The sequence below is a fragment of the Acinetobacter sp. TWP2-2-3 genome, from assembly GCF_049896445.1.
Classification (GTDB): Bacteria; Pseudomonadota; Gammaproteobacteria; order Pseudomonadales; family Moraxellaceae; genus Acinetobacter.
In genome coordinates this window covers 550,520-575,055 of the sequence record NZ_JAFCUI010000001.1, presented here as the reverse complement: position 1 = coordinate 575,055, position 24,536 = coordinate 550,520, and the positions used below count along the sequence as shown (strand labels likewise).

At 43.5% G+C, this 24,536-nt stretch carries 21 protein-coding genes; 17 read left to right on the top strand and 4 right to left on the bottom strand.

Features of this window, described 5'->3' with window-relative positions; genetic code table 11:
* Positions 1-14: 14 nt before the first annotated feature.
* The 12 genes from nirD to ACP7AK_RS02740 all read left to right on the top strand — a co-directional run bounded on the left by nirD (position 15) and on the right by ACP7AK_RS02740 (position 13,333).
* Positions 15-1,625, top strand: a complete 1,611-nt coding sequence (gene nirD / locus ACP7AK_RS02795) for a nitrite reductase small subunit NirD (protein ID WP_425878461.1) — start codon at positions 15-17, stop codon at positions 1,623-1,625.
* Between the two features lie 182 nt (positions 1,626-1,807).
* The gene (locus tag ACP7AK_RS02790; RefSeq protein ID WP_425878459.1) at positions 1,808-4,585 is read left to right on the top strand and encodes a molybdopterin-dependent oxidoreductase; all 2,778 of its coding nucleotides are present in this window, start codon (positions 1,808-1,810) and stop codon (positions 4,583-4,585) included.
* Entirely contained in the window at positions 4,582-5,208 is a 627-nt protein-coding gene (gene mobA, locus ACP7AK_RS02785) for a molybdenum cofactor guanylyltransferase (protein WP_409653955.1), read from the top strand. The genes ACP7AK_RS02790 and mobA overlap by 4 nt, the downstream gene beginning before the upstream one ends.
* A 229-nt stretch (positions 5,209-5,437) precedes the next feature.
* The gene (gene moaA / locus ACP7AK_RS02780) at positions 5,438-6,463 is read left to right on the top strand and encodes a GTP 3',8-cyclase MoaA (RefSeq protein WP_425878456.1); all 1,026 of its coding nucleotides are present in this window, start codon (positions 5,438-5,440) and stop codon (positions 6,461-6,463) included.
* A 2-nt stretch (positions 6,464-6,465) separates the two neighbouring features.
* Positions 6,466-6,732, top strand: a complete 267-nt coding sequence (locus tag ACP7AK_RS02775) for a MoaD/ThiS family protein (RefSeq protein ID WP_114541240.1) — start codon at positions 6,466-6,468, stop codon at positions 6,730-6,732.
* Position 6,733: 1 nt separating this feature from the next.
* A complete protein-coding gene (locus ACP7AK_RS02770) occupies positions 6,734-7,276 on the top strand; it encodes a molybdenum cofactor biosynthesis protein MoaE (RefSeq protein ID WP_425878454.1) in 543 nt (180 codons plus the stop codon).
* Between the two features lie 70 nt (positions 7,277-7,346).
* Entirely contained in the window at positions 7,347-8,270 is a 924-nt protein-coding gene (moaCB, locus tag ACP7AK_RS02765; RefSeq protein ID WP_004646996.1) for a bifunctional molybdenum cofactor biosynthesis protein MoaC/MoaB, read from the top strand.
* Positions 8,267-9,508: a molybdopterin molybdotransferase MoeA gene (locus tag ACP7AK_RS02760; protein ID WP_310078425.1), complete on the top strand. Its 1,242-nt coding sequence runs from the start codon at positions 8,267-8,269 to the stop codon at positions 9,506-9,508. The genes moaCB and ACP7AK_RS02760 overlap by 4 nt, the downstream gene beginning before the upstream one ends.
* Positions 9,509-9,555: 47 nt before the next feature.
* The gene (gene modA, locus ACP7AK_RS02755) at positions 9,556-10,320 is read left to right on the top strand and encodes a molybdate ABC transporter substrate-binding protein (protein ID WP_425878452.1); all 765 of its coding nucleotides are present in this window, start codon (positions 9,556-9,558) and stop codon (positions 10,318-10,320) included.
* Positions 10,321-10,326: 6 nt separating this feature from the next.
* The gene (gene modB / locus ACP7AK_RS02750) at positions 10,327-11,010 is read left to right on the top strand and encodes a molybdate ABC transporter permease subunit (RefSeq protein WP_004646992.1); all 684 of its coding nucleotides are present in this window, start codon (positions 10,327-10,329) and stop codon (positions 11,008-11,010) included.
* Position 11,011: 1 nt separating this feature from the next.
* Entirely contained in the window at positions 11,012-11,653 is a 642-nt protein-coding gene (locus ACP7AK_RS02745) for an ATP-binding cassette domain-containing protein (protein WP_425878450.1), read from the top strand.
* Positions 11,654-11,983: 330 nt separating this feature from the next.
* Positions 11,984-13,333, top strand: a complete 1,350-nt coding sequence (locus ACP7AK_RS02740) for an MFS transporter (RefSeq protein WP_004646990.1) — start codon at positions 11,984-11,986, stop codon at positions 13,331-13,333.
* A gap of 294 nt (positions 13,334-13,627) precedes the next feature.
* Here ACP7AK_RS02740 and cynS read toward each other — a convergent pair whose 3' ends face one another.
* Entirely contained in the window at positions 13,628-14,077 is a 450-nt protein-coding gene (gene cynS / locus ACP7AK_RS02735; protein WP_004646988.1) for a cyanase, read from the bottom strand.
* Positions 14,078-14,363: 286 nt separating this feature from the next.
* On the opposite strand from cynS, the gene ACP7AK_RS02730 reads away from it, so the two are divergent.
* The 3 genes from ACP7AK_RS02730 (at position 14,364) to ACP7AK_RS02720 (ending at position 17,422) form a co-directional block, all read left to right on the top strand.
* Positions 14,364-15,173 carry a formate/nitrite transporter family protein gene (locus ACP7AK_RS02730; protein ID WP_004646987.1) on the top strand — a complete coding sequence of 270 codons (810 nt, stop codon included), beginning with the start codon at positions 14,364-14,366 and terminating at the stop codon, positions 15,171-15,173.
* A 66-nt stretch (positions 15,174-15,239) separates the two neighbouring features.
* The gene (locus ACP7AK_RS02725) at positions 15,240-16,970 is read left to right on the top strand and encodes a protein kinase domain-containing protein (protein WP_425878446.1); all 1,731 of its coding nucleotides are present in this window, start codon (positions 15,240-15,242) and stop codon (positions 16,968-16,970) included.
* A gap of 254 nt (positions 16,971-17,224) precedes the next feature.
* Positions 17,225-17,422 carry a hypothetical protein gene (locus ACP7AK_RS02720; protein WP_005100292.1) on the top strand — a complete coding sequence of 66 codons (198 nt, stop codon included), beginning with the start codon at positions 17,225-17,227 and terminating at the stop codon, positions 17,420-17,422.
* A 160-nt stretch (positions 17,423-17,582) separates the two neighbouring features.
* On the opposite strand, the gene ACP7AK_RS02715 is transcribed toward ACP7AK_RS02720, so the two are convergent.
* Entirely contained in the window at positions 17,583-17,750 is a 168-nt protein-coding gene (locus ACP7AK_RS02715; RefSeq protein WP_005100295.1) for a hypothetical protein, read from the bottom strand.
* Positions 17,751-18,085: 335 nt separating this feature from the next.
* Between ACP7AK_RS02715 and ACP7AK_RS02710 the strand changes: the two genes are divergently transcribed.
* Together ACP7AK_RS02710 and ACP7AK_RS02705 are read left to right on the top strand one after the other, a co-directional pair.
* On the top strand, positions 18,086-19,003 hold the full coding sequence (locus ACP7AK_RS02710; protein ID WP_253114407.1) for a LysR family transcriptional regulator: 918 nt from the start codon (positions 18,086-18,088) through the stop codon (positions 19,001-19,003).
* Between the two features lie 501 nt (positions 19,004-19,504).
* Positions 19,505-21,670, top strand: coding sequence for a TonB-dependent receptor family protein (locus ACP7AK_RS02705; protein ID WP_425878443.1), 2,166 nt, complete (start codon positions 19,505-19,507; stop codon positions 21,668-21,670).
* Between the two features lie 67 nt (positions 21,671-21,737).
* Here the strand turns inward: ACP7AK_RS02705 and ACP7AK_RS02700 are convergent, their stop codons facing one another.
* Entirely contained in the window at positions 21,738-22,349 is a 612-nt protein-coding gene (locus ACP7AK_RS02700) for a MarC family protein (RefSeq protein ID WP_425878441.1), read from the bottom strand.
* 25 nt (positions 22,350-22,374) lie between these two features.
* Positions 22,375-24,411 carry a choline transporter gene (locus ACP7AK_RS02695; protein ID WP_311204735.1) on the bottom strand — a complete coding sequence of 679 codons (2,037 nt, stop codon included), beginning with the start codon at positions 24,409-24,411 and terminating at the stop codon, positions 22,375-22,377.
* Positions 24,412-24,536: the final 125 nt, after the last annotated feature.

Sequence of the window (24,536 nt, the reverse complement as noted above, 5' to 3'; positions counted from 1 at the left end):
CAGGGAGAATGAAAATGACAATTTTAAAAGACATGAACGAACTGAACTGGTACGAAGTCTGCAATCTGGATGAGATCACTCCGAATACCGGTGTGGCAGCCCTGATTGAAGATCAGCAGATTGCAATTTTTCGCGTGGGTCAGGAACAGCGGGTTTATGCACTCAGCAATCAGGATCCGTTTAGTCTGGCCAATGTCATGGCACGTGGCATTCTGGGTGATCTGCAAGGTGAGCGTGTAGTCGCATCCCCAATTTACAAGCAGCATTTCAGTCTGGTGACCGGTCGTTGTCTGGAAGAACAAGAGCAGAAATTACTGGTATTTCCAACCCGAATTGAAAATGGCAAAGTTCTGGTGAGTCCGACTCCACAAAAAACTTATATTTCCAGTAATGGTCAAAACACAGAGCGCTTAAAACTGGTACTGATCGGGAATGGACTGGCGGGTATGCGTTGTCTGGAAGACTTGCTGGATATGGCGCCAGATCGTTATGACATTACCGTGATTGGGGAAGAGCCATGGGGCAATTACAACCGGATCATGTTGTCACCGGTATTGTCTGGTGAGAAAAGCTTTGCCGAAATTATGCTGCATTCAGCCGACTGGTATGCTGAAAAAGGCATTCGATTCATTGCTGGGGATGCTGCCATCGCTATCAACCGTTCGCGTAAACAGGTCCACACCCAAAAAGGCGAAGTCGTTGCTTATGATCGTCTGATTCTCGCCACTGGTTCCAAACCCTTCATGCCACCTATTCCGGGTGCTGAACTTGAAGGCGTGATTAGCTTCCGGGATATTCAGGATGTTAACCGCATGCTGGATTACTGCAAAACCAAGCAAAATGCCGTCGTGATTGGAGGTGGGTTGCTGGGTCTAGAAGCAGCTTATGGACTGAAGCAGCAGGGGATGAATGTAACTGTGCTGCATCTGATGGATCGTATTATGGATCGTCAGCTGGATATGAAAGCCAGTCAAATGCTGAAAAAATCAATTGAAGATAAAGGTATCCGGATCATCACCGAAGCCAACACCGAAGAGCTGCTCGGTATGGATGGTCACGTGACTCAACTGCGGCTAAAAGACGGGACAATGCTGGATGCCGATTTGGTGGTCTTTGCTGTCGGGATTCGACCAAATAAAACCCTGGCTGAACAGGCTGGTCTGCGCTGCAATCGTGGGGTGCTGGTGAATGACACCATGCAAACCTATGACCCGAGTATTTATGCAGTGGGTGAATGTATTGAGCATCGTGGCCAAACCTTTGGATTGGTTGAGCCATTATGGGGACAGGCCTTTATCTGTGCGACGCATCTGGCTGAACATGGCCGACTGACCTTTAAGGCACCGACTGTTCCGACCCAACTGAAGGTCAGCGGATGTGACGTATTCTCGGCAGGTAATTTTGAACCGACTAATGATTTCGAAGATATCGTGCTGAATGATGAGAAGCGTCAGATTTATAAACGGATCATCATTCAACAGGACAAGGTCATTGGTGCTGTGCTATTTGGCGATACCGAAGATGGGGCTTGGTATGCAGAACTGATTGCAGACCAGACACCAATTAGTAATATCCGCAGCAAACTGCTTTTTGGTCGGGATTTTGCATTAAAAAAGGCAGGGTAATCGGATAAACCTCCTCCAAACCCTCTTTGAAAAAGAGGGGAACCTCCCTCCTTTGCTAAAGGAGGGTTGGGGAGGATTAAAACTTTTGAGATATAGAAAATATTTAAATCAAACCTGTAAAAACTAGATATCAGCGTTTTGGTGAAACAAGTGAATTTGGATGATTAAGGAGCACAGCAGCAATGAATAGTATTCCGGTTATGGAACTACATAGCTCTACTGAATCCCAAATAAAAACTACTCAGACGACCTGTCCTTATTGTGGAGTAGGCTGTGGTGTCATCGCGCACGTAAGCCAAACCTCGATGGGTGAAAAGGTTCAGATGGAAGGCGATGTTCAGCATCCTGCGAACTTGGGCAAGTTGTGTATTAAAGGCAGTCATCTTGCCGATACACTTGGCTTAAAAACCCGGCTTCTACATCCGATAACAGGTCGAAAAGAGCAGCGGCAAATAAGCACTTGGGATCATGCCATTTCAAGTATTGCCAATAAATTTCAGCAATGTATTGATCAGTATGGACGTGACAGCATCGCCTTTTATGTCTCCGGCCAGCTTTTGACTGAAGACTATTATGTGGTGAACAAGTTTGTAAAGGGCTATCTTGGTACTGCCAATATTGATACCAATTCAAGACTGTGTATGTCTTCTGCTGTGGCGGCACATAAACGGGCTTTCGGCGAAGATCTGGTGCCGGCCAGCTATACAGATTTTGAGCAGACAGAAATGGTGGTCTTGGTCGGATCCAATACCGCCTGGTGCCATCCGGTGCTTTATCAGCGCATCATGCAAGCCAAAGAAGAGCGGGATTTATTTGTGGTAGTGATTGATCCACGCTTTACTGCAACCTGTGAAGCGGCAGATTTACACTTGCCGATTTTACCAGGTCAGGATGTCGCGCTGTTTAATGGCTTGTTGCAATATCTTCAGCAACATGGCCATGCTGATCTGGATTTTGTTACCCAACATACTCAAGGTCTGGAGCAGGCACTTGCCAGCAGTTTGACAGAGTCATCACTTGAAAGCGTGGCAAAGCGTACTGGTATTGCTATTAAAAAATTAACCTTATTTTTTGAGAAATTTGCCCAGACCGAAAAAATCATGAGCCTGTTTTCCATGGGTGTAAACCAATCCTCTCAAGGAGTAGACAAGGCCAACAGCATTATCAACTGTCATTTATTGACAGGAAAAATAGGCAAACCCGGTTCAGCACCTTTTTCCATGACCGGACAGCCGAATGCGATGGGCGGACGGGAAGTCGGTGGGCTGGCCAATATGCTGGCCAGTCATCTGGATTTGGATAATCCGCAACATCAGCAACTGGTGCAGGATTTCTGGCAAAGCCCGGTCATCGCGCGGCAGCCCGGATTAAAAGCAGTCGATTTATTTCAAGCGGTGGAAAGCGGGAAAATCAAAGCCATCTGGATTATGGCCACCAATCCGATCGTGAGTTTGCCCGATGCAGATCAGGTTAAACGCGCTCTGGAGAAGTGTGAATTTGTGGTGGTCTCCGATATTTGTCTCAACACCGATACCACGCAATATGCCGATGTACTGTTACCGGCACTGGGTTGGGGCGAAAAAGATGGCACAGTCACCAATTCGGAGCGCTGTATTTCCCGGCAAAAGGCTTTTTTGCCGGCTCCGGGTGAAGCTAAAGCAGACTGGTGGGCCATTTCCCGGGTGGCTCAGGTCTTAGGTTTTCGCGGTTTTGACTTTAACAACAGTCATGACATTTTTCTGGAACATGCCCGTTTATCTGCCTATCAGAATAGTTCGCTTTCGCAACGTGAAGATACACCGAATTTTCGCTATTTCAACCTGCAAGGTTTAACTCATCTCGGTTTTGCGGAATATCAGAATCTAACACCGATTCAGTGGCCAGTCTGGGATAAGCAAGAAGTTTATCAGGTTGATCAACTATTTAGTCAAGGCCAGTTTAGCCATGCAGATGGCAAAGCCAGATTGGTGCCAACAGTTGCAGCCGATCCGGTACATGCTATTTCTGCTGAATATCCTCTGATCCTGAATACTGGACGCATTCGCGATCAATGGCACACCATGAGCCGTACCGGATTATCTGCCAGTTTGTCCCAGCATCGTGCCGAGCCTTATTGCGAGCTGCATCCGCAAGATGCACTGAAGTATGGCCTGAAAGATGCCGAGCTGGTCGAGGTGAAATCCGCTTGGGGAAGTTGTGTACTCCGTGTGCAATTTTCACAAAATATACGACGTGGCCAGATTTTTGCACCGATTCACTGGAACGACCAGTTTGCATCCGATGCGCGGATTGGCAAAGTGGTGAATCCGGTGGTTGACCCGATTTCCGGCGAGCCAGAATTTAAGCATACTCCGGTGATGATCCAGCCATTTTATACCCAGTGGCAGGGCGTGCTGTATGTACGGGAAGGCTTTGAGCAGAAAATCCAGACCATGATTAAAAATACGGTGTGGTGGAGCAAAACTCAAACCACTCAGGCCATCCGGTATGAACTGGCAGACCGGCGCAGGTTTTCTGACATCACCGGGCAGATCAAGAGTCTCTTAAACTTTAATGATGAAAGCTTTGAATGGCTGAATCTCGAAGATCAAACGGCGCACATCAGTCATATTGTGGTGCTTCAGGATGGCCAGTTAATTGCCAGTTTTTATATCGCACCGGCGGCACTATTACCAGATCGTGACTGGGTGGCAGGCCTGTTTAAACGTGAACGTCTGAGTGCATTGCATCGTAAAGCATTGCTGGCAGGTCAGGCCATGTCGATGGGAAATAGTGAAGGTCCATTGGTCTGTAGCTGTTTTAAAGTTGGCAAGAACCGAATTATCCAAACCATTAAAGATAAAAATATCACGCATGAAAAACAGGTGACTGCATGTCTAAAAGCCGGAGGAAATTGCGGTTCATGTTTGCCAGAAATTAGAGGCCTGATTAAAGCCTGCCAGACGGAGTACATAGAATGAAAAGAAAAGCAGTTAAAACGGTGTCTTATCCGGAAACCGATGTGGTGATCCTGGCCGGCGGTTTAGCGCGGCGCATGAATGGCATCAATAAATTGCTGCACAAATTTGATGATGAAATCCAGCTGATTAAAATCCATCAGCAGTTGAAGTCCCGGGCAAGAAAAGTCTGGGTCAATAGCCATCGGGATCATTCCATTTATAAACGGATGATTCCTTCGATCGACTTTTATCAGGACGATGAACCCGGCTTTCAGGGACCATTGATGGGCATGAAGAGTGCCTGGTCACATGTGGAATCTGATTATGTGCTGTTCGTGCCTTGTGATGTGACCTATATCCCCAAAAAGGTCATTTCACGTTTACATCAGGCCTTGCAACGACATCCCTTATGTGAAGTGGCGGTAGTTGAAATCAATGAAAAGGCATTGTTTCCATTCTGTCTGATGAAACGCAGCAGCTTACCCACTCTTTTACAACATCTTGAAAATGATCAGCACAGTTTAAAACTCTGTTTTGCTGACATGCACATGCAGCGGGCAAGCTTTAAAAATCGTGCCCTGTTTTTTCACAGCATTAATTCATTTGATGAGCTACAGCAGCATCAACAGCTTAATTTTCTCTAGCATTTAAAATGCTAAAAGCCGAATCATTATATTCTGGCTCACCAAAATATTGCTTTTTTATTTTTCGAGCAAACTTTCGGACTAAAAAAGAACAAATATTATCCATTAGCCTACATTAAAAATAAATTTGTGCAAAGTTGGAACACTTATTGCTCATTCATTGTGAAGAAATAGGGCAGTAAATCAAGACTGTTAAATAACCGTGCAGATCTCATCATGGACCGCAGCAATGAACAGCATGACAGCTTTAGCACCTCGCAGTATCTTTCAGGATCAGTTTGGACGCCAGAAACGTAAGTTGCGGATCTCGGTGACTGACCGTTGTAATTTCAAATGCAGCTATTGCATGCCTGAACATCCGCAATGGATAAATAAAAAAGATTTGCTCAGTTTTGAAGCCCTGTATGCTTTTTGCGAGTTTATGGTGCGACACGGGATTGAGCAGATCCGGGTGACGGGTGGCGAACCGTTGATGCGTCAAGGTATTGTTCATTTTATTGCTCGCTTGCAGACATTGAAAGCCTTTGGCCTGAAACGTATTTCCATGACCAGTAATGGCCATTATTTAAAAGATTATGCTCAAGCGCTTAAACAGGCAGGACTGGACGATCTGAATATCAGTCTAGACAGTCTTGATCCAAAGCAGTTTCAGCAACTGACCCAAAAACAGTTACAGCCTGTACTTCAAGGTATTTCTGCCGCACAGCAGGCAGGTTTGACCGTCAAGATCAATAGTGTGCTCATCAAAGGCATCAATGACAATCAGATTATTCCTTTGGTGAAATGGGCACAGCATCAGGCTATAGAACTGCGTTTTATTGAGTTTATGCCCCTCGATGGCGATCAGAAATGGAATCCGTCTGATGTCATCAGTGAGCAGGATATCCTGGATCAACTGAAAACTGAATTTGATGTCCAGGTATCTCAAGGACAGGGCGCCAATCCAGCCCGTGGCTATCTGGTCAATGGGCAGCCTTTGGGGATTATTTCTACCATTACCCATTCATTTTGCGGTGATTGTGACCGCCTGCGCCTCAATGCCCAAGGTGAATTTTATAACTGTTTATTTGCCAGACAAGGCCTGAACCTTAAGGCAGATATCGAACAACTGGCGCTGGATCATTTCGCCACACAGACATTTCAGCACAAGCTCCACGCTTATATCTGGCATAAGGAAGCCGGCTTCCATGCGATCCAGCAAACACCAATACAAAAGCCGATCCGCAAAATCAGCATGCACAGCATTGGAGGATAAATATGTCTCTCACTCAGCAAAAATTAATTCATATCAAAATAGAAGCCTTCGGTGCGATTGAACGACAACTTCCAGCAGATTTAAATTTGCAATGCGAGTCTGAAATTCATGTTTCTGAAGTCCTGAACCAGTTGCTATCCATTTATCCTGATATACAGACCATGCTGGAACGTTGTGCATGTGCAATCGGTGAAGACATTATTTCCAGACAGAACGTTTTAAATCGGGACAGTACGCTGGTGCTGTTATCGCCGGTAGCAGGAGGCTGAGATGCAACTCAAACCATTAAAACAATTTGCCCGAATCCAGCAGACTGCTTTTAAGCTGGAGGATTTTGATGGTATTCAGCATTTTCCGGAATGTGGTGGAATCGGCATCTTTGTCGGAACAGTACGTAACCATCATCAGGTGAAAGCTGTGCGTGCCCTGAAATATACCGCCTATGCGCCTGTGGCTGAAAAAATGATTCGTGAAATTGAACAGCAGATCCAGATCAAATACCAGGTGTCTTATGTGCGGGTAGTGCACCGTATTGGTGAGCTGGAGGTTGGGGAAACAGCCATTATTGCTATGGCTTATGCGGCCCATCGTCGTGAGGCCTTCGCTGCCTGTGAGGAAGCTGTGGAACGGGTGAAGCATGAGGTTCCGGTCTGGAAAGAAGAGTTTTATCTGGATGGTAGCAGCCAGTATGTGGAAGGCTGTTGTATTCGAAAAGATCATGGACCTGAAACTAATCACTCTCATCATGCAGAAGAAGCGCATTGTCACCATCACCATGTAGCAGAACATGCTTGCCAATCACCATCTAATTAAATGCGTCCAATGAGGATGCATAAGATGAATCACTTTAAAACAGATTTTAAAAATTAGCCTGGGATGAATCATGAAAAATGTAGGGATGAAAGCAGAAAGTTACCGTACAGCAATTGCCACTGGAATCCTGCATGCACCGCCACATTGCATTGAGTTGCTGCGTAATGGCAATACTGAAAAAGGGGATGCCCTGAAAACAGCACGTATTGCCGGCATTCTGGGTGCCAAACGGACCGATGAGCTGATTCCATTGTGCCATCCATTACCGATTTATCGTGCCGATGTGGAATATGAACTGTGTGATGCACATGTCGAAATTATTGCTACTGTTGAAACCATTGGACCAACTGGTGTGGAAATGGAAGCTTTGACAGCGGTCAGTCTGGCAGGTCTGACCTTGTATGACATGCTGAAGCCGCATTGTGAACCGGAAGATTTGTCGCTGGATCAATGCAGGTTGCAGCAGAAAAAAGGCGGAAAATCACATTTTACCCGCGTACTTAAAGAGAGTCTGTCCGCTTCGGTTATTGTGCTGTCCGATACGGTTGCAGCAGGCAAAAAGCCGGACACTGCCGGACAAAACGTAATGGAAATTTTAAAAGAAGCCAATTTTGATTCTATTAGTTATCAGGTTATTCCCGATAGCCCAGAACAGCTCTTGACCCTGATTGAACAGCAGAAAAATCAGTATCCGCTGATTCTAACTGTGGGCGGTACTGGCTTAGGTCCTAAAGACCTGACCGTCGAAACCCTACAACCTTTGCTGCAACGGGAAATTCCCGGTTTAATGGAAGCTTCACGTAGTTTTGGGCAAAAACGTACCCCTTATGCAGCATTAAGTCGTGGCGTGGCTGGCTATATTGAGAACAGTCTGGTGATGACCCTACCGGGAAGTCGTCAGGGTGCGAAAGAATCTCTGATCGCGGTACTTCCGGCTTTGGTGCACTTGTTTGATGTGCAAAAAAATATCCCACATGCGGGGGGCTATCAATGAATCAGGCAATATCGCATTCAGCCTGCGGTGCTGAGCCGGGACTGATTTCTGTTGATCAGGCACTACAGATGATACTTGAGCAGACGAATGTCTTGGCAACTGAAAGCCTGCCGCTTGTTCAGACTCTGAATCGCTATCTGGCAAAAGCGATTGATTCGGCTATTCCATTGCCGCTGTTTTCACAAAGTGCTGTAGATGGCTACGCGCTTTGTAGTGCAGAAAATGTTAGTGCTCACAGCACTTTTGAACTCATTGGAGAGATTCGGGCAGGGCAAAGTACTGAAATTGAACTGCGGCCAGGTCAGGCGGTCCGGATTTTTACCGGTGCCAGGATTCCAGCAGGAACTACAACGGTCGCCCGTCAGGAAATTGTCAAATGCCATGCCAATCAAATCATTATTACAACAGACCTAAAGCCTCATACGGATATACGTGATGCAGGCGAGGAAATCGCACAAGGGCAGCGTCTGGCAGATGCAGGTCAAAAACTGCATGTAGGTGCAATTGCAGCTTTGAGCATGGCAGGCGTAAAGCAGGTTTCAGTCTATCGTTATCCTAAAATTGCTGTTGTGATTACTGGAGATGAAGTCGCTTCCAGCATTGAAGACCTGAATTCCGGAAAAATCTTTGACGCCAATGCTCCACTGATTCAGGCCTGGTTTCAATCACAGGGTCAAAACGTAGATATTCTGCATGTTTCAGATAATGAGTATGAGCTGCAAACGTTAATACATCGTCTTAAAAACCAATACGACTTCATATTGACCACAGGCGGGGTTTCGGTGGGTGATTATGATTTCATTCGTCCTGTTGCCCTGGAGCAAGGTTTTGAGCAGATTTTCTGGAAAGTGAAGCAGAAGCCCGGAAAACCGATGTTATTTGCCAAGTATCGTCGAGATGATCAAGGTTACTGTTATCTCTTGGGTTTGCCGGGAAATCCGGCTGCTGTGTATGTCGGGATGCAAATCTATACGGCAACTTTACTGAATGCCTTACAAGGGCAAAAGCAGTCACCTGCATGGCTTAGTGCGGTAATGACACATGATTTGAAAGCGGATGCACGTGAACGTTTTTTAAGAATGGCTGCAGAATTTGATCAGGGTACTTTAAAGCTCAAAAGCCTGGCGAAACAGCAGTCGCATATGTTGAGTAATCTGATGCAGGCCAATTGTCTGGTACGTATTCCGGCAGCAACAGAAATCCAAGCCGGGCATGTGGTACAAGGTTTACTGATTTGAAATGCCTGTCGCAATTCTCAATATTCGAATCACATAGAATGAGAAAGATGGATTTACTCAAAGTTCTACTCACTGGCGTGCTGTTGACTAGCCCCATGCTGTATGCCGAAACAGTTAAAATATATGCCGCAGCCAGCCTGACCAATGCGATTACTGATATTTCCAGACTATATGAGCAACAGCATCGGGACATCCAGATCGTTCCGGTTTTTGCTGCGTCTTCGGTATTGGCGAAACAAATTGCGGCGGGAGCCAGCAGTGATCTATTTTTCTCTGCAGACCTGGACTGGATGAATGATCTGATCAAGAAACAAAAAATTCAGATCGGTCAGATTCGACCTTTGCTTTTGAATGAACTCGTATTGATTAGTCCTATTCAGCAAAAAAATCATTTTAAAATGTCAGCCGACTTTAATCTTGCTAAAGCCTTTCAAGGCTATCTATGTACCGGACAAATGGAATCGGTGCCTGCCGGAAAATATGCCAAGCAAAGCTTAACCCGGCTAGGGTGGTTGAATCCGCTTCGGGGCAGAATAGTCGGTACGGATAGCGTTCGTTCAACCTTGGCTTTTGTAGAACGTGGCGAATGTCAGGTCGGCATTGTGTATAGAACTGATGCCTTGATGAGTAAAAAAGTTAAAATTTCAGGAGTATTTCCAGCCAGTACACATCGTCCGATTGTGTATCCAATCGCTTTAACCCGGCAGGGCCAGAAAAATCAGGCAGCAGTCCAATTTTCTGAATTTATCCAGACGAGTCCAAGGGCCAGGCAGATTTTCCAGAAATATGGTTTTAAGCTTAAGGTAGGCTAACTGCTCATGCTTACACCAGAAGAACTGAGTGCCTTAGCGCTTTCAGCCAAAGTAGCGGGCTTTGCCACAGCGGTGTGTCTGCCATTTGCTATCGCCGTAGCATGGTTACTGGCGCGTTATGAATTCAGGGCCAAATTTCTTGTAGAGGCGATATTGCAGATGCCCATGGTGCTACCGCCGGTGGTACTGGGGTATCTTCTGCTCCTGCTGTTTGGTCATCAGGGGATGTTAGGGCAATATCTGCATGCATGGGGAATTCAGCTGATATTTAACTGGAAAGGTGCGGTACTGGCAGCAATCATTGTGGCATTTCCTTTAATGGTACAACCGATTCGTTTGTCTTTTCAAATGATCAACCGGCAATTAGAACAGGTGGCAGGATCTCTAGGCGCTGCACCATGGCGGGTATTCTGTAGCATTAGCCTGCCTCTGGCTTTGCCTGGAATTTTAATCGGTAGCATTTTATGTTTCAGCCGCAGTCTGGGAGAATTTGGTGCCACCATTACCTTTGTTGGCAATATTCCAGAAGAAACCCGCACGATTCCCATCGCCATTTATAGCCTATTACAACAGCCTGATGGAGAAAGTATGGCTATGCGTTTGGTCATTTTATCTCTGATTCTGGCTTTTTCAGCCTTGATTGCAAATTACTGGATTATGCAGAAGTATCAACGTAAATTGGAGGGCTAAGATGCTGAAGTGTGATTTTCAGTTTAATTACGCAAATTTCCAGCTACAGGCCAGTCTGGATATGCAGACGCAGTTGATTGGTATCGTCGGAGCATCAGGAAGTGGAAAAAGCACCTTTTTAAAAAATATTGCAGGGCTATTAAGACCTTCACAAGGCTTTATTCATTTCCAGCAAAAAATATTATTTGATCATCAGCAGAAACTGAATATTCCTGTTCATCAAAGAAAAATTGCCCTGATTTTTCAGCAAGCCTTGCTGTTTCCGCATCTGAATGTCATGCAGAATTTAAAATATGCAGAACAGCTAAATATAAAAAATAAAGGTCAGCAGAAATTTATGTTTGAAGACATTGTGGAGCTACTCGAATTAAAGGCTCTGCTTCGGCATCGGGCGCATCAGCTTTCTGGTGGACAGGCACAGCGCGTTTCTATCGGTCGTGCACTTTTATCTTCTCCCGACCTATTACTTTTGGATGAGCCTTTAAATGGACTGGATCAAAAGCTGAAAAACCAGATTTTACCTTTTCTGAAAATTGTGATTCATCAAACAGATTTACCCATAATTTATGTGACTCATCATGTAGATGAAGTGGCGTATTTACAGGCACAACTGCTGCATTTTGAAAAGGGAAAAATTATTTGATCCAGCCCTGCACCGATTTAAACCAGCAATGACTCCGGGCAGGTCATCCTATCGCTGTTTTGCTCATAATTTCTCAGAAGATATCTATTTTTCTCTCTATTTTTAAGAAAGAAAAGTCTAAATTTGAAAGTGAAATAAAAATTATTTTATATAAAAGAATAGTTTATTTTATGTTAAAAATAATCTGGCATGACCTATGCATATATCTGATTAAAGTCAAAGAAGACTCAACATTTGTATGACGGCCAATGACGTCCGTTCTGATCGTTACTGATATGCCTTGTGCATCACAGTGACTTAAATACGTTCAGTTCTGGTAAGGAAATGGCTATGTCTTCAAATACAAGTCTCAATAAAGCAACAAAAATAAGTCTATTTAACTTCAGTAGTTCAGCGATGCGGGCCTTCCATATGAGTTGGCTCGCTTTTTTTGTCTGTTTCTTTGCGTGGTTTGCCTGTGCACCCTTAATGCCTGTCATTGCCGGTGAATTCAGCCTGACCAAAGAGCAGATCGCCAATATCAATATTGCCGCAGTCGCTATTACAATTCTGGTGCGTCTGATCGTGGGGCCGTTGTGTGATAAATACGGTCCGCGTAAAACCTATACCGCCTTACTGATTATTGGCAGTATTCCGGTGTTTGGTGTGGCGTCGGCCAACAGTTATGAATCTTTCTTGTTTTTCCGTTTATTGATTGGCGCCATCGGTGCCAGCTTCGTGATTACTCAATATCATACCAGTATCATGTTTGCGCCAAATGTGGTGGGAACGGCAAATGCAACTACAGCAGGTTGGGGGAATGCCGGTGGCGGTGCGACTCAAGCCCTGATGCCGTTAATGCTGGCTGCTTTGGTGATGTTCGGTGTAGAACAGGCAATGGGTTGGAGAATTGCGCTTCTGGTTCCAGGTATTCTGATGATCATTGTCGGGATACTGTACTGGAAATTCACACAAGACTGTCCACAAGGTAATTTTAAAGAACTCCGTGCTCAAGGTATTTCTGTCGGTAGCGATAAAAAAGGCGGCCTTGCCATCTTAATGCATGCCGCACGTAACTACCGTGTGTGGATTCTGTTTGGCGCTTATGCAGCCTGTTTTGGTATTGAAATTTTTATCCATAACATTATTGCTTTGTACTTTGTCGACAACTTCCAGTTTGGCTTAAAAGAGGCAGGCATGGCTGCCGGAATTTTTGGTTTACTGGCATTGTTTGCCCGTGCCTTGGGTGGCATTGTTTCGGATAAAGTCGCGATTCAAAAAGGTCTGGATGGTCGAACCAAAGTTCTGTTTGCCTTGATCATGCTGGAAGGTCTGTTTCTTATTCTGTTTTCGCAAATGAATAGCGCGACCTTGGCTATTATGGCGATGACTATATTTGCCTTGTTTACTCATATGGCATGTGGTGCAACCTATGCACTGGTGCCTTTTATCGACCGTGATGCCTTGGGTGGTGTGGCCGGTATTATTGGAGCAGGTGGCAATGTCGGCGCGGTAGCTGCAGGTTTCCTGTTAAAAGGCATGCTGGATATTCAAACCACCCTGATGGTACTGGGTGGCTTGGTGGTGATTGCTGCAAGTTGTGTGTTGATGATCCGCTTCTCTGTCGAGCATAAAGAAAAAGAACAGCGTTTATATGAACAGGCCGTGACTGAACGTCATCTGGCAGAAGCACAGCAATAACACTACATTCCTGATTTAAAATGAATCAACAAAAAGGATATTGCTATCCTTTTTGTTGTTTTTGCTAACTCAATAATAAAATAATGAACCCAATATTCAGAATAGAAAAGTATTATTTAAAAAGAACAGGACGGTTGAATTCATCTAATAAAAATAAAAAGCATTTATAGTTTATATGTTTAATTTGAGATGAAAAAAATTATATGTCTTTTAATAATCATTCTAAATAAATTTAATAAGTGCAGATAAAATAAAAGCCATTTTAATAATGGCTTTTATGCTTATAGTGGGGGATTAATAAGTTTTATAAGGTAAAAACTTTCCGGATAATACGACATTCACCCGATCTCCGTTTGGATTATTCTCACGTTGAATATCCATATTGAAATCAATTGCACTCATAATTCCATCACCAAATTCTTCATGGATCAGTTCTTTAATGGTCATACCATAAACGCTGACAACCTCATACCAGCGATAAATCAGCGGATCTGTCGGCACACTGGTTGGCAGAGAACCTTTATAGGGTACGATTTGCAGCCAGGCAATGGCTTCATCAGTCAATCCAAATATTTCACCAATTTTTTCCGCCTGTTCCTTATTAAAAGCCATCTGACCCAAACATGCGGCTGTCACCCATTCTTTAGAAAGGCCTATTGTTTCAGCGACATCTGCCCATGTAATAGACTTTAAAACTTTCGCTGAAATAATCATGTCTGTCACTTGTTGACGATGGCTAATCATAATCTTCTCCAATAGCTATATTTAAAAAATGACCGTTATAGATAATGCAGAGATTGTGCCAATATAATTATTAGGATTAAATTTTAAAATAATTTATATGATTTTCATTAGACATTTAAAATATATGGCATGCTATTTGCTTTAATCTATATTAAATATGGCAACGGCGCCATAACACAATTGATCTGTTTGAATAATGCAAGGCAAAGACGCCTAGGGTTGAAATAGACCTTAGGCGTTTTTTATTTGCAAACAGGCAAGTAATTTATATAAAGGGGATAAAAATATGGCTTATCTTGCTCCTGCAGAGTTTGCAAAAAAAGTGGTCGATGCCGGTGAGGCAAAACTTCATATGGCAACGCGTGATGTTTTAATTCGTGCGTTTATGGCAGGTGCAATTCTGGCACTGGCAGCAGTATTTGCCGTGACGATTGCGGTACAAACAGGGGTGCCACTGATCGGTGCGCTGCTATTTCCAGTCGGTTTCTGCATGTTATATCTATTAGGCTATGACCTGCTGACCGGGGTATTTGTATTGACTCCATTAGCCTGGTTAGACAAACGTCCTGGGGTAACGTGGTCACGTATTTTAAAAAACTGGGGACTGGTTTTTTTAGGTAACTTTGCCGGATGTTTAACCGTGGCAGTGTTGATGGCCGCAGTCTATACCATGGGTTTCGCCGCTGAACCGAATGCGGTCGGGGTGAAAATCGCCCATATTGGGGAAGACCGGACTTTGGGCTATGCCGAATATGGTTTTGCTGGCTGGATGACGATTTTTATCCGCGGCATGCTGTGTAACTGGATGGTATCACTCGGTGTAATTGGTGCCATGATGTCAACCACGGTCAGTGGCAAATTCATCGCGATGTGGATGCCAATCATGCTGTTTTTCGCCATGGGCTTTGAGCATTCAGTAGTAAATATGTTCCTCTTCCCATTTGCCATGATGATGGGCGGTGATTTCTCGATTACAGACTATTTCTTGTGGAATGAATTACCGGTGGCACTGGGTAATTTAGTGGGTGGTCTGGCACTGACAGGTCTGGCGCTCTATACCACGCATGTACGTACTGGCGATAAAAAAGAATTCTAATCTGAGCATGATGATTTATGCCTTGAGATTAAAGGGATCAATTCGATCCCTTTTTGAGTATTTAAAATGAATAAAAAATTAAAGATCAGCATCGGGCAATATTCTTCCGCTGGAATCAAAGCACAGAATCAGGATTTCCATGGGGTCTATATTCCTGAAGGCCACGCGCTTAGCAGTAAGGGCATTGCCTGTGCAATTGCAGACGGGATCAGTAGCAGCAATGTCAGCCATATTGCAGCAGAAACTGCAGTCAGCAGTTTTTTATCGGATTATTATTCGACTTCGGATGCATGGAGTACTCAAACTTCAGCGGCACGGGTTATTCGTGCGACTAATTCCTGGCTCTATGCACAAACCCAGCAAAGCCGCGGGCGTTTTGATAAAGACCAGGGTTATGTCTGCACCTTTAGTGCACTGATTTTGAAAAAAAACAGGGCACATATCTTTCATGCTGGCGATAGCCGGATTTATCGCATTCAGGCACAAGCCATTGAACAGTTGACGGCTGATCACCGTGTTTGCCTGTCATCAACAGAACATTATTTAAGTCGTGCACTGGGTGCCGACCATCGTATCGATGTCGATTATCAGCAGCTTGAATTATGTGAAGATGATTTCTTTATCTTGATGACAGATGGTGTCTATGAATTCATAGATATTCAACTCATCTCGAATATGGTCGAGCAGCAACAACATCTGGATATTATTGCCAAGTCTATAGTCGAGCTGGCTTTAAAGCGGGGTAGTGATGACAATCTCACCATTCAAATCATTAAAGTGGAACAGTTGCCTGAGGAGGAATCCTTTCATATCAAGAGCCATGTTTTATTTCCGCAACAGCTGAGTCATGGTGATCTGTTTGAAGGTTATCGGATTGATAAAATCCTGCACCAAAATCATCGCAGCAGCCTCTATTTGGCGCATGATGAAGCGACACAAAATCAGTTGGTCATTAAAACCTTGTCTGTCGATGTGCAGGATGATCTCAAAGCCGTAGAACAATTTCAGCTGGAAGACTGGGTATCGAAACGCTTAAAACATGAAAATCTGCTGCAATGCTATCCACATAAGGGCAGCAAGAAGTTTTTATTTCAAAGTTATGAATATTTACAAGGGGAAAGCCTAAACCGATGGCTGCACCGTCATAAAACTGCTTTAACTTTACAGCAGTTGCTTCCGATCATTGAGCAGGTGGCCAAAGCATTGAATGCCATGCACCGTCTTGAAATGCTGCACCAGGATGTACGACCAGAAAATGTCATGCTGCTCGAACCAGCCGATACCTTGAAAGTGAAACTGATTGATTATGGATCGACTGCGGTCAGAGGTCTGGTTGAACTGAATCCCAAACATGCAGATGTTCCTTTGGGAACCTTGGCCTTTATGGCACCTGAATATTTTATTGGATGCTCCCCATCAGTAAAATCAGATCAGTTCTCGCTGGCGGTGATGAGTTATTATTTATTGACCCGACAATTACCTTATGGGACAGACCTTGCGCGCTGTAAGACCGAAAAGGACTTAAAACAGGTTCGATATCATCCACTCTATGAGTATCGACCGGATCTGCCGCATGGCTTGGACGCCATCTTTAAAAAAGCGCTTTCCATTCGCCCGGAGCAGCGCTATGAAGCACTTTCAGCCTTTATATATGATCTGAAACACCCAGATCTCAAATTTAAAAAATCAGTTTCACGTCCTATGCTTGAAAAGCATCCAGTCACTTTCTGGAAATCCTGCACAGCGATTCTGTTTTTGTTATTGCTCTGGGTATTTGCACTATATTTTAGCCAATGAAAATAATCCAAATAAGCTGTTGAACGATTTTTTTGATTTAAATAAAAAATCAATAGTGATTTAAGCTGAGATGTAGTCAAAATATCTATTTATTCTTATTGCAGATTTTTATATTTTTACGATGATTGACTTTGTATTTTCGAAGATTATCCCTATAAAATAGAAAGTGCAGTCAAAAAACTAAATAAGCATAAAAACATTGGAATAATAATTGCTTATTTTTAATACCATTAGAATAAAAAGGCAGATGAGACATGAAAAATCAATTTTTTAAGCTGATTTTAATCTTGGGCAGCAGCATGGTGATGAGCCAAACAAGTCTCGCCGGAGATGGTGGCTTGCGTTTTGCTGAGAAAAATCAGGAAATAGCGGCACAAATTCAGGCCAAGAAAAAAACGGCAGAAACACAGGCGCAGCCCCTACAAGCAAAAGCCTCTACAGAAGCGAAATAGTAAAACAGCACTCATCCAAGAAGGTGAGCTGTTCAGGTTAGATCAGATGTATAAGATGTTGTGATGCGAAAACTAGTCCCTAACTTTTTAATACTGAAAAAAAACTCCCCATCCATTTTTAAGAACGGGGAGTTTTTGTATTTTTGAATCCTTGAAAAATTTATTGATTCTGTTCTTCGTCCTGTCTTTCCTGACGCAGTTGATCACGTTGTCGCTGTGGATCATGAAGACCTAATTGACCTCGCTGGATCTCGCGATCCTGTTTTTCTTGCGGATCAAGTTGCTCTTCAGTGAGTTCATCATCATTTCGGTCGGTTGGATTGGACATAGTCTTTCATCCTCTAAAATATTTTCTACTTTTTATTGTATGAATTGAGCAAAATTATTCTGTGACTTTTATACCGAAGTTAGTTTTCTATCTTGTTGCTGCTGTAAATTTAAGCGCTATTTTATAGACAAATTTAATAAAATTAATTTAATCAATAAAATTAAATTAAATTAATAAAAATTAAGGGAATAGCAATTCAAACCTACAAACCCAATAGGTGAATATATCTCATTATTATGATTTAAAAATGAGAAAAACTAAATAAAATAAGAGAAATGGGTTATGCTTAAGACAAATTAAGTGTCATCCGTCTTTTGAAATTTCCGGTATTTTCCATGATAGAACTCCGCCATTTAAGAACTTTAACTGCTCTGCGGGAGCATGGTTCTCTGGTTGCAGCAGCAAGTGATTTATGTTTAACCCCATCAGCCTTGTCACATCAGCTACGTGAACTCGACCAATGGTTCGGGGTTGAAGTAGTGAATCGGCGTAGTCGTCCCGTAAGTTTTTCAAATGTTGGGGAGCGGTTGTTAAAACTGGCAGATGAAATATTACCGCAAGTTCAAATTGCACAGAGCGATATCAGCCGTATTGTGCATGGCCAGACCGGACGAATAGTTTTCTCCTCTGAATGTCATAGCTGTTTTGACTGGTTGATGCCACTACTCAATCAATACCGGATGCAATATCCGGATGTAGACCTGGACTTTGCTTCAGGTTTTGAATCGAATCCGCATGAATTATTACAAACCGGAGAGTTTGATCTACTGATTACGGCTGATCCAATTGCGCTTAAAGGCATTGAATATTTCCCGATTTTCGAATACGAATCACGCTTGGTTTTATCCAATACCCATCCACTGGTACGTGCGAAAGAGATTACTGTTCAGGAGCTTGCTGAAGAAACGCTGGTAACTTATCCGGTGGATAAACACCGTTTGGACATTATGTCGCGTCTGTTTATTCCCGCTAATATTCTACCAAAAGACATTCGCACCACAGATTTGACCCAAATGCTGATTCAGCTGGTGGCAAGTGGTCGCGGGATTGGTGCATTACCTGATTGGGTGGTAAATGAATATGAGCAGAAAGGCTGGGTCACTTCACGCCGCCTCGACTGTGTGGCACCTGAAGGCTTACGTCGAACTTTATACGCCGGCTATCGCACAGAAGAAAAGCAGAAAGATTATTTTGAAGGCTTCTTGAAACAGCTGGATCGGTTTTCCAAGAAAAGACAGGTCTATTACAGCTAATTTGTGGATAGTTAAATATATTTAGTCCGTTATCTTTGAAAATCCTGCATCGTCAGGGTTTTTAAAGATTAACAGTTTCTGTCTTAGTAATTTCAATTTTTCTATAAGATGATGAGGTTAATTTTGTCTACTTCGAGTCAGAAAATATACAACTTCTGTCAACTTTAGAAATTAAAGAACTGGTTTATTCGATCATAATTTTTGACAAGTATTACATTTTGCCAAGTGGAAATACATATGTGCAGAATTAAATATCATATTATTAAATATCAATTATTTAAAAATTAAGTTCTTGGAACTTATGACGATGTGGTTCTGATCTTGCAAGTTGTTTTTTAATAAAAAGATTAAAGAAAATGAAAAAACATTTGCTAATCAGTCAATTTTTTGGCAGAAAATAACTCCTGAAAATAACAATGTTGATCTATGCTACAGCATAATTTTTAAACTGATTTCCTCTCATAAAACGGAATCACTTATACAGGACTGTATAAAATCGCCATGCACATGACAAAAATTCCTCTCAAGAAAAGCCCGCTGAGCCTCATGATTCTGTCGATTGTCTCAGGTCATCTTTATGCTGAAACTGCCGTAGAACCGGGCAACGTTCAACAGCTGAATACCATTGTGATCAGCGCTGAGCAAAATGCCAATCCGCAGCAGCAATATCAGAAAGAGCTGGCTCAGGTTTCAGGAGGAACGAATTTTATTGGCGAGCAGCAGTTAGAACAGCAGCGACTTGCGACCACAGCCGATGTGTTCCGTTTACAGCCAGGAATTTATGCCCAGTCTGCAGGAAATGAAGGTGCAAAAGTCTCAATCCGTGGTTCAGGAATCAACCGGACTTCAGGTGCACACGCATCCGGTACGCACGTCCTGATTGACGATATTCCATTTACCGGACCGGGCGGCACAGCGTATGAACTGCTAGAACCCTGGTGGATTGATCATGTCGGGGTTTATCGCGGAGCCAATGGCTTTAAGCAAGGCGGACTGGCCCTAGGTGGAACAATCAACTATAGAACCAAGACCGGCGCAGATCAGGATGGCTCTGAACTCAAATATGAAATGGGCAGCCATGGTTATCAAAAATATCAGTTTAGTACCGGCCGAAAGCTGGATCAGATGGATTATTATCTGGCGCTGACGAGTACCCAGTTTGATGGAATTCAGGATCATGCTGAAGGCGATGGTAAGGGTCTGGCTTTTAATTTGGGCTATCAGATCAGTCCGGATATCGAAACCCGTTTTTATGCTCGTTACCGTGAGAGCAAGCATTTAACTCCAGGACGGATTACACAAGAACAGCTCAAAAATGATCCTGAAGCAGCGAATAGCTTTAATTTAGCGGTAGATGCCAAACGGATTCAGCCGGGCAGTACTTGGCTGGCCAATACCACGACCTGGAATTTACAGGATGATGCAAAACTGACTGGCAGTCTAGCTTATCATCATTATCCGCTGGATTTACGTGAAAGCAGTTATCGTACCAATGTCGATTATGAAGATATTACAGCGCGCTTCCAGTATGAAAAACCTTACCAGTTTCTAGGTCTGGAGCATCAGGGGCGTATTGCCTTGCGCAGCACGACTCATCGTCCGGACAGTGGGGTTACTGAAACTTTAAGATTTAATACAGAAATTGGTAATCAAACGTATCCGGTAGACACAGTTACCCGCCGCTATACCTATCGTGGTTCAGACAACGTCCTGCAATTTGATCAGGAAACCACATTAAATGATCAGTTCAAATTAGATTTGGGACTGGCAGCGGTGTATACCCATCGGGAAAGTGAAGTAACTTATCCTGTGGCGAGTCCTGAAGTCAGCCGTTATGAATGGAATTTTGCACCACGACTTGGTTTGACCTATCAGCCGAATGAGTCTGTGCAATGGTTTGCCAATTTAAGCCGCAGCATTGAGCCAGCACATCCTTGGGCGATGGCTTGGTCTTCACCGTATTATTTTGACAGTGGTGTCGCTTCTGGCCGGGTGCGCGCGCCAATCTATTTGGACACGCAAACCGCCAATAGCTTTGAACTGGGTGGACGTGGACAATCAGGCTTTGGAGATTGGGCACTGAGTTATTATTATTCCAAAGTGAAAAATGAACTGTTAACCTCTGAAATGATTAAAACCTATGAAGATGGATCGAATCGACCTTCAGAGCCAATTGCTGTTGAATCGAATGCCACGCCAACGATTCATCAAGGGGTGGAGCTAAGTCTAGATACGCCATTGCATGAATCCCAATATGGCGAACTGCGTCTGCAACAGGCTTATACCCTTAGCGATTTCCAGTACAAAAATGATCCATTGTTTGGCAAGAACCAGTTACCGGGGATTCCAAAACATCTGTATCAGGCTCAACTGAGTTATGCTTTAAATAATGGCCTCTATATTGGTCTGAATACTGAATATGCATCTAAAATGGCGCATGATTATGCTAATAGCCAATTCAGTGACGACTATCAGATCTGGGGCATTGATGTGGGTTATGCACCAGAACATCAATCATGGAAAACCTGGATCAACTTTAAAAATATCACGGATGAGAAATATGCTGCGGTCGTGATTCCAGGCCTTAACGACGGTGGGAAAGATGAAGCTCGTTCTTCGCCTGGTGAAGGTTTCTCTACTTATGCCGGTGTGTCATTTAAATTTTAATTATTTAAAAATTAAAAAAAGAGCGGGATATTTCCCGCTCTTTATATTTATCGATAGAAAGGATTTATCAGGTTTCTAATATTCCTGTAATACCTGTCACGATCATATCGATGGCAATGGTACCGATTAAAAGCGCTGCAACACGACCTACAATATCGACATACAGGTCAATATAGTTTGAATACTTGTGCTGTAAATGATCATGCAGGTATTTCATCAGGATCAGCAGACTACAAGTCAGAAACAGGGTAAAGAAAATCACCAGAATGGTTTGCATTAAACTGAGCTGTATACCGGTGATCACAGATGCCGAAATGGTGCCCGGACCAATCATAAACGGCATGGCAATCGTGCCCGCCAGATGACTGGGCGCTCCACGCATCACGCCAATCGTATCAGCACCTTCAAAGACATAACGATAGCCAATCACCAAAAAGATAATACCGCCAAAAATCTGGAAGGACTCAAACCGTACATGCAAGAATTCATTAAAGAAGGCTTCACCGGTTTTTGCAAAAATGATGAACACAATAAAGCTGATCAGACTGCCCTGAATCAATGCCATGTTGAATATTTTTGCGTCGGAATTACGGATAATTCCGAGCATATAAATACTCATCAGAAAAGGATTGAGCAGGGAGAAAAACAGGGCAAATGCATTCAAACTTTCTGACATCATTGAGTCCTTACGTAGTTGAGAGATCCTAGATTTCACGATCCGGGAACAGCGGACGTTTACCTGGGCTAATACGGTTAATATGTAGATACATCATATGGCGTTCATATTTATCCAGGATGTCATTGATCACCTGTTCCTTACTGTAACCGACCAGATCGTTTCCCTGAGAGCCTTCAAACAGATAACTTTCCAGACGATAGTAATAACGTTTGGTTCGTTTACCACGTGAACTGAAATTTGGCGTGTCATAGCGTACCGGCCATATTTCGTAGACAAAGTTTTCTTCTTCATCGAGCTGAATGGTCAGATCCAGATGATACAGTTCAGGTTCTTCCTCCAGCGATTTTTCCTGAATATTGACTTGAATACCTTTGTCAATTAACTCGGTTGCAACGGCCTCAATGGCTGGTTTGCAAACATTGTCCAGCATGGTCCGCGTCTGGGACAGGCTTGGATGCAGCATGACCCGGCTCAGACGCTTCTTCCAGTTCAAAATATCCACATTACCGACCACAGGTGCCGCATTCAGGCTGGTGCTTGCCTGACGAAAATCCTCCAGACGCAAGGACTTATAGAGTCCCGCCATCACAAAGAAAATGACGAAACTAAAAGGCAGACCCATAATAATTGTGGTGTTCTGTAATGCTGTCACGCCATTCGCCATGAGCATTGCCAAAGTCAGCAAACCGATGGCAATGGCCCAGAACACACTGAGCCAGCGCGGTGAATCATGCTCAATATTAGTGAATTTGGTCGTGAAATTTCCCAATACCAATGCCCCTGAATCCGCTGAGGTCACATAGAACAGCAAGCCGGTAATAGTGGCGACACCTGCAGTAAAGGTAAAGCCTGGATACTGCGCCAGCAGATCATAAAAACCATGTGCCGGATTTTCTAAAACTGTCGTAGCAAGTTGAGTATTACCATCGAAAATCACGCTGTATAAAGCACTGTTACCGAAAATAGACAACCAGGTCAGGGTAAATAACAGAGGAATAACCAAAGTCCCGGTGACAAATTCGCGAATGGTACGACCACGGGAAATACGGGCCAGGAACAGACCAACAAAAGGTGACCAGGCGATCCACCATGCCCAGAAGAACAGGGTCCAGCTATTCATCCATTCTTTCGGTTGTTCAAAAGGAAAACTGGTTAAAGAGAGTTTTGGGAACTGACTGATATAGTCACCAAAATTCTGAATCAAGGCTGCTAATAAAAATTCGGTATTGCCTACAAACAGAATAAATAGCAGCAGCCCAATTGATACATAGATGTTAATTTCAGACAGGATTCGGATGCCTTTATTGACACCGGCAGTGACTGAAATAATAGTAATAATCACGGCAACAGCGATGAGTGCAGTTTGAATCCAGATATTTTCTGGTAAATCAAATAGCACATGTAGGCCGTAATTTAATTGCACAACGCCAATCCCGCAGGTGGTGGCAATCCCGAAAATCGTGCCGAGTACCGCAGCGGTATCAACCGTATGGCCAATTGGACCATTAATTTTTTTACCAAAGATCGGATAAAGTGCCGATCGGATCGTTAGCGGTAAATTGTAGCGGTAACTGAAATAACCTAGGGCGACCCCAATCAGCGCATACATACTCCAGCCGGTTAAACCGTAGTGAAATAGGGTCCACACCATGGATTGGCGTGCAGCTTCAAAGGTTTCACCTTCGCCTACAGGCGGATTCATATAATGGGAAAGCGGTTCCGCCACCGAGAAAAACATCAGGTCAATCCCGATTCCGGCAGAAAATAGCATCGCCGACCAACTCAGCAGGCTGAATTCAGGTTTAGAATGTTTCGGTCCAAGTTTGATTTCGCCATAACGTGAGCAGGCGATAAAGACGATAAAAACCAGATACAGCGTTGCCGCCAGCAGATAATACCAGCTAAAGGTACGACTGACCCAGTTTAAGATATTGATAATGACTTGATTGGCTTGTTCATTAAATAAAATGGTAATGATAGAAAACAGCAGAATAAGCGTCGCCGAAAAATAAAAAACCACTTTATTCAGACTATCTTGCTTCTCTTCATTTTTCTTTTGCATAAATCTCTAACCATCGTTTTGTTGCCGGATGATCTACAGTGCAGTGTGATTTAAAAGCAAAAGCCTGCAGTAAAGCTTCCTTGTTTTCGTGAATTACAAACTTTTGCAAATCCAAAACAAACTGC

Coding starts and splice junctions, on each gene's coding strand:
- ACP7AK_RS02710 (WP_253114407.1), top strand. CDS start 18,086: ATGATAGAACTCCGCCATTTAAGAACTTTAACTGCTCTGCGGGAGCAT.
- cynS (WP_004646988.1), bottom strand. CDS start 14,077: ATGATTAGCCATCGTCAACAAGTGACAGACATGATTATTTCAGCGAAA.
- moaCB (WP_004646996.1), top strand. CDS start 7,347: ATGAAAAATGTAGGGATGAAAGCAGAAAGTTACCGTACAGCAATTGCC.
- moaA (WP_425878456.1), top strand. CDS start 5,438: ATGAACAGCATGACAGCTTTAGCACCTCGCAGTATCTTTCAGGATCAG.
- ACP7AK_RS02745 (WP_425878450.1), top strand. CDS start 11,012: ATGCTGAAGTGTGATTTTCAGTTTAATTACGCAAATTTCCAGCTACAG.
- modB (WP_004646992.1), top strand. CDS start 10,327: ATGCTTACACCAGAAGAACTGAGTGCCTTAGCGCTTTCAGCCAAAGTA.
- mobA (WP_409653955.1), top strand. CDS start 4,582: ATGAAAAGAAAAGCAGTTAAAACGGTGTCTTATCCGGAAACCGATGTG.
- ACP7AK_RS02740 (WP_004646990.1), top strand. CDS start 11,984: ATGTCTTCAAATACAAGTCTCAATAAAGCAACAAAAATAAGTCTATTT.
- ACP7AK_RS02770 (WP_425878454.1), top strand. CDS start 6,734: ATGCAACTCAAACCATTAAAACAATTTGCCCGAATCCAGCAGACTGCT.
- ACP7AK_RS02730 (WP_004646987.1), top strand. CDS start 14,364: ATGGCTTATCTTGCTCCTGCAGAGTTTGCAAAAAAAGTGGTCGATGCC.
- ACP7AK_RS02695 (WP_311204735.1), bottom strand. CDS start 24,411: ATGCAAAAGAAAAATGAAGAGAAGCAAGATAGTCTGAATAAAGTGGTT.
- nirD (WP_425878461.1), top strand. CDS start 15: ATGACAATTTTAAAAGACATGAACGAACTGAACTGGTACGAAGTCTGC.
- ACP7AK_RS02705 (WP_425878443.1), top strand. CDS start 19,505: ATGCACATGACAAAAATTCCTCTCAAGAAAAGCCCGCTGAGCCTCATG.
- ACP7AK_RS02775 (WP_114541240.1), top strand. CDS start 6,466: ATGTCTCTCACTCAGCAAAAATTAATTCATATCAAAATAGAAGCCTTC.
- ACP7AK_RS02790 (WP_425878459.1), top strand. CDS start 1,808: ATGAATAGTATTCCGGTTATGGAACTACATAGCTCTACTGAATCCCAA.
- ACP7AK_RS02720 (WP_005100292.1), top strand. CDS start 17,225: ATGAAAAATCAATTTTTTAAGCTGATTTTAATCTTGGGCAGCAGCATG.
- ACP7AK_RS02700 (WP_425878441.1), bottom strand. CDS start 22,349: ATGATGTCAGAAAGTTTGAATGCATTTGCCCTGTTTTTCTCCCTGCTC.
- ACP7AK_RS02715 (WP_005100295.1), bottom strand. CDS start 17,750: ATGTCCAATCCAACCGACCGAAATGATGATGAACTCACTGAAGAGCAA.
- ACP7AK_RS02725 (WP_425878446.1), top strand. CDS start 15,240: ATGAATAAAAAATTAAAGATCAGCATCGGGCAATATTCTTCCGCTGGA.
- ACP7AK_RS02760 (WP_310078425.1), top strand. CDS start 8,267: ATGAATCAGGCAATATCGCATTCAGCCTGCGGTGCTGAGCCGGGACTG.
- modA (WP_425878452.1), top strand. CDS start 9,556: ATGGATTTACTCAAAGTTCTACTCACTGGCGTGCTGTTGACTAGCCCC.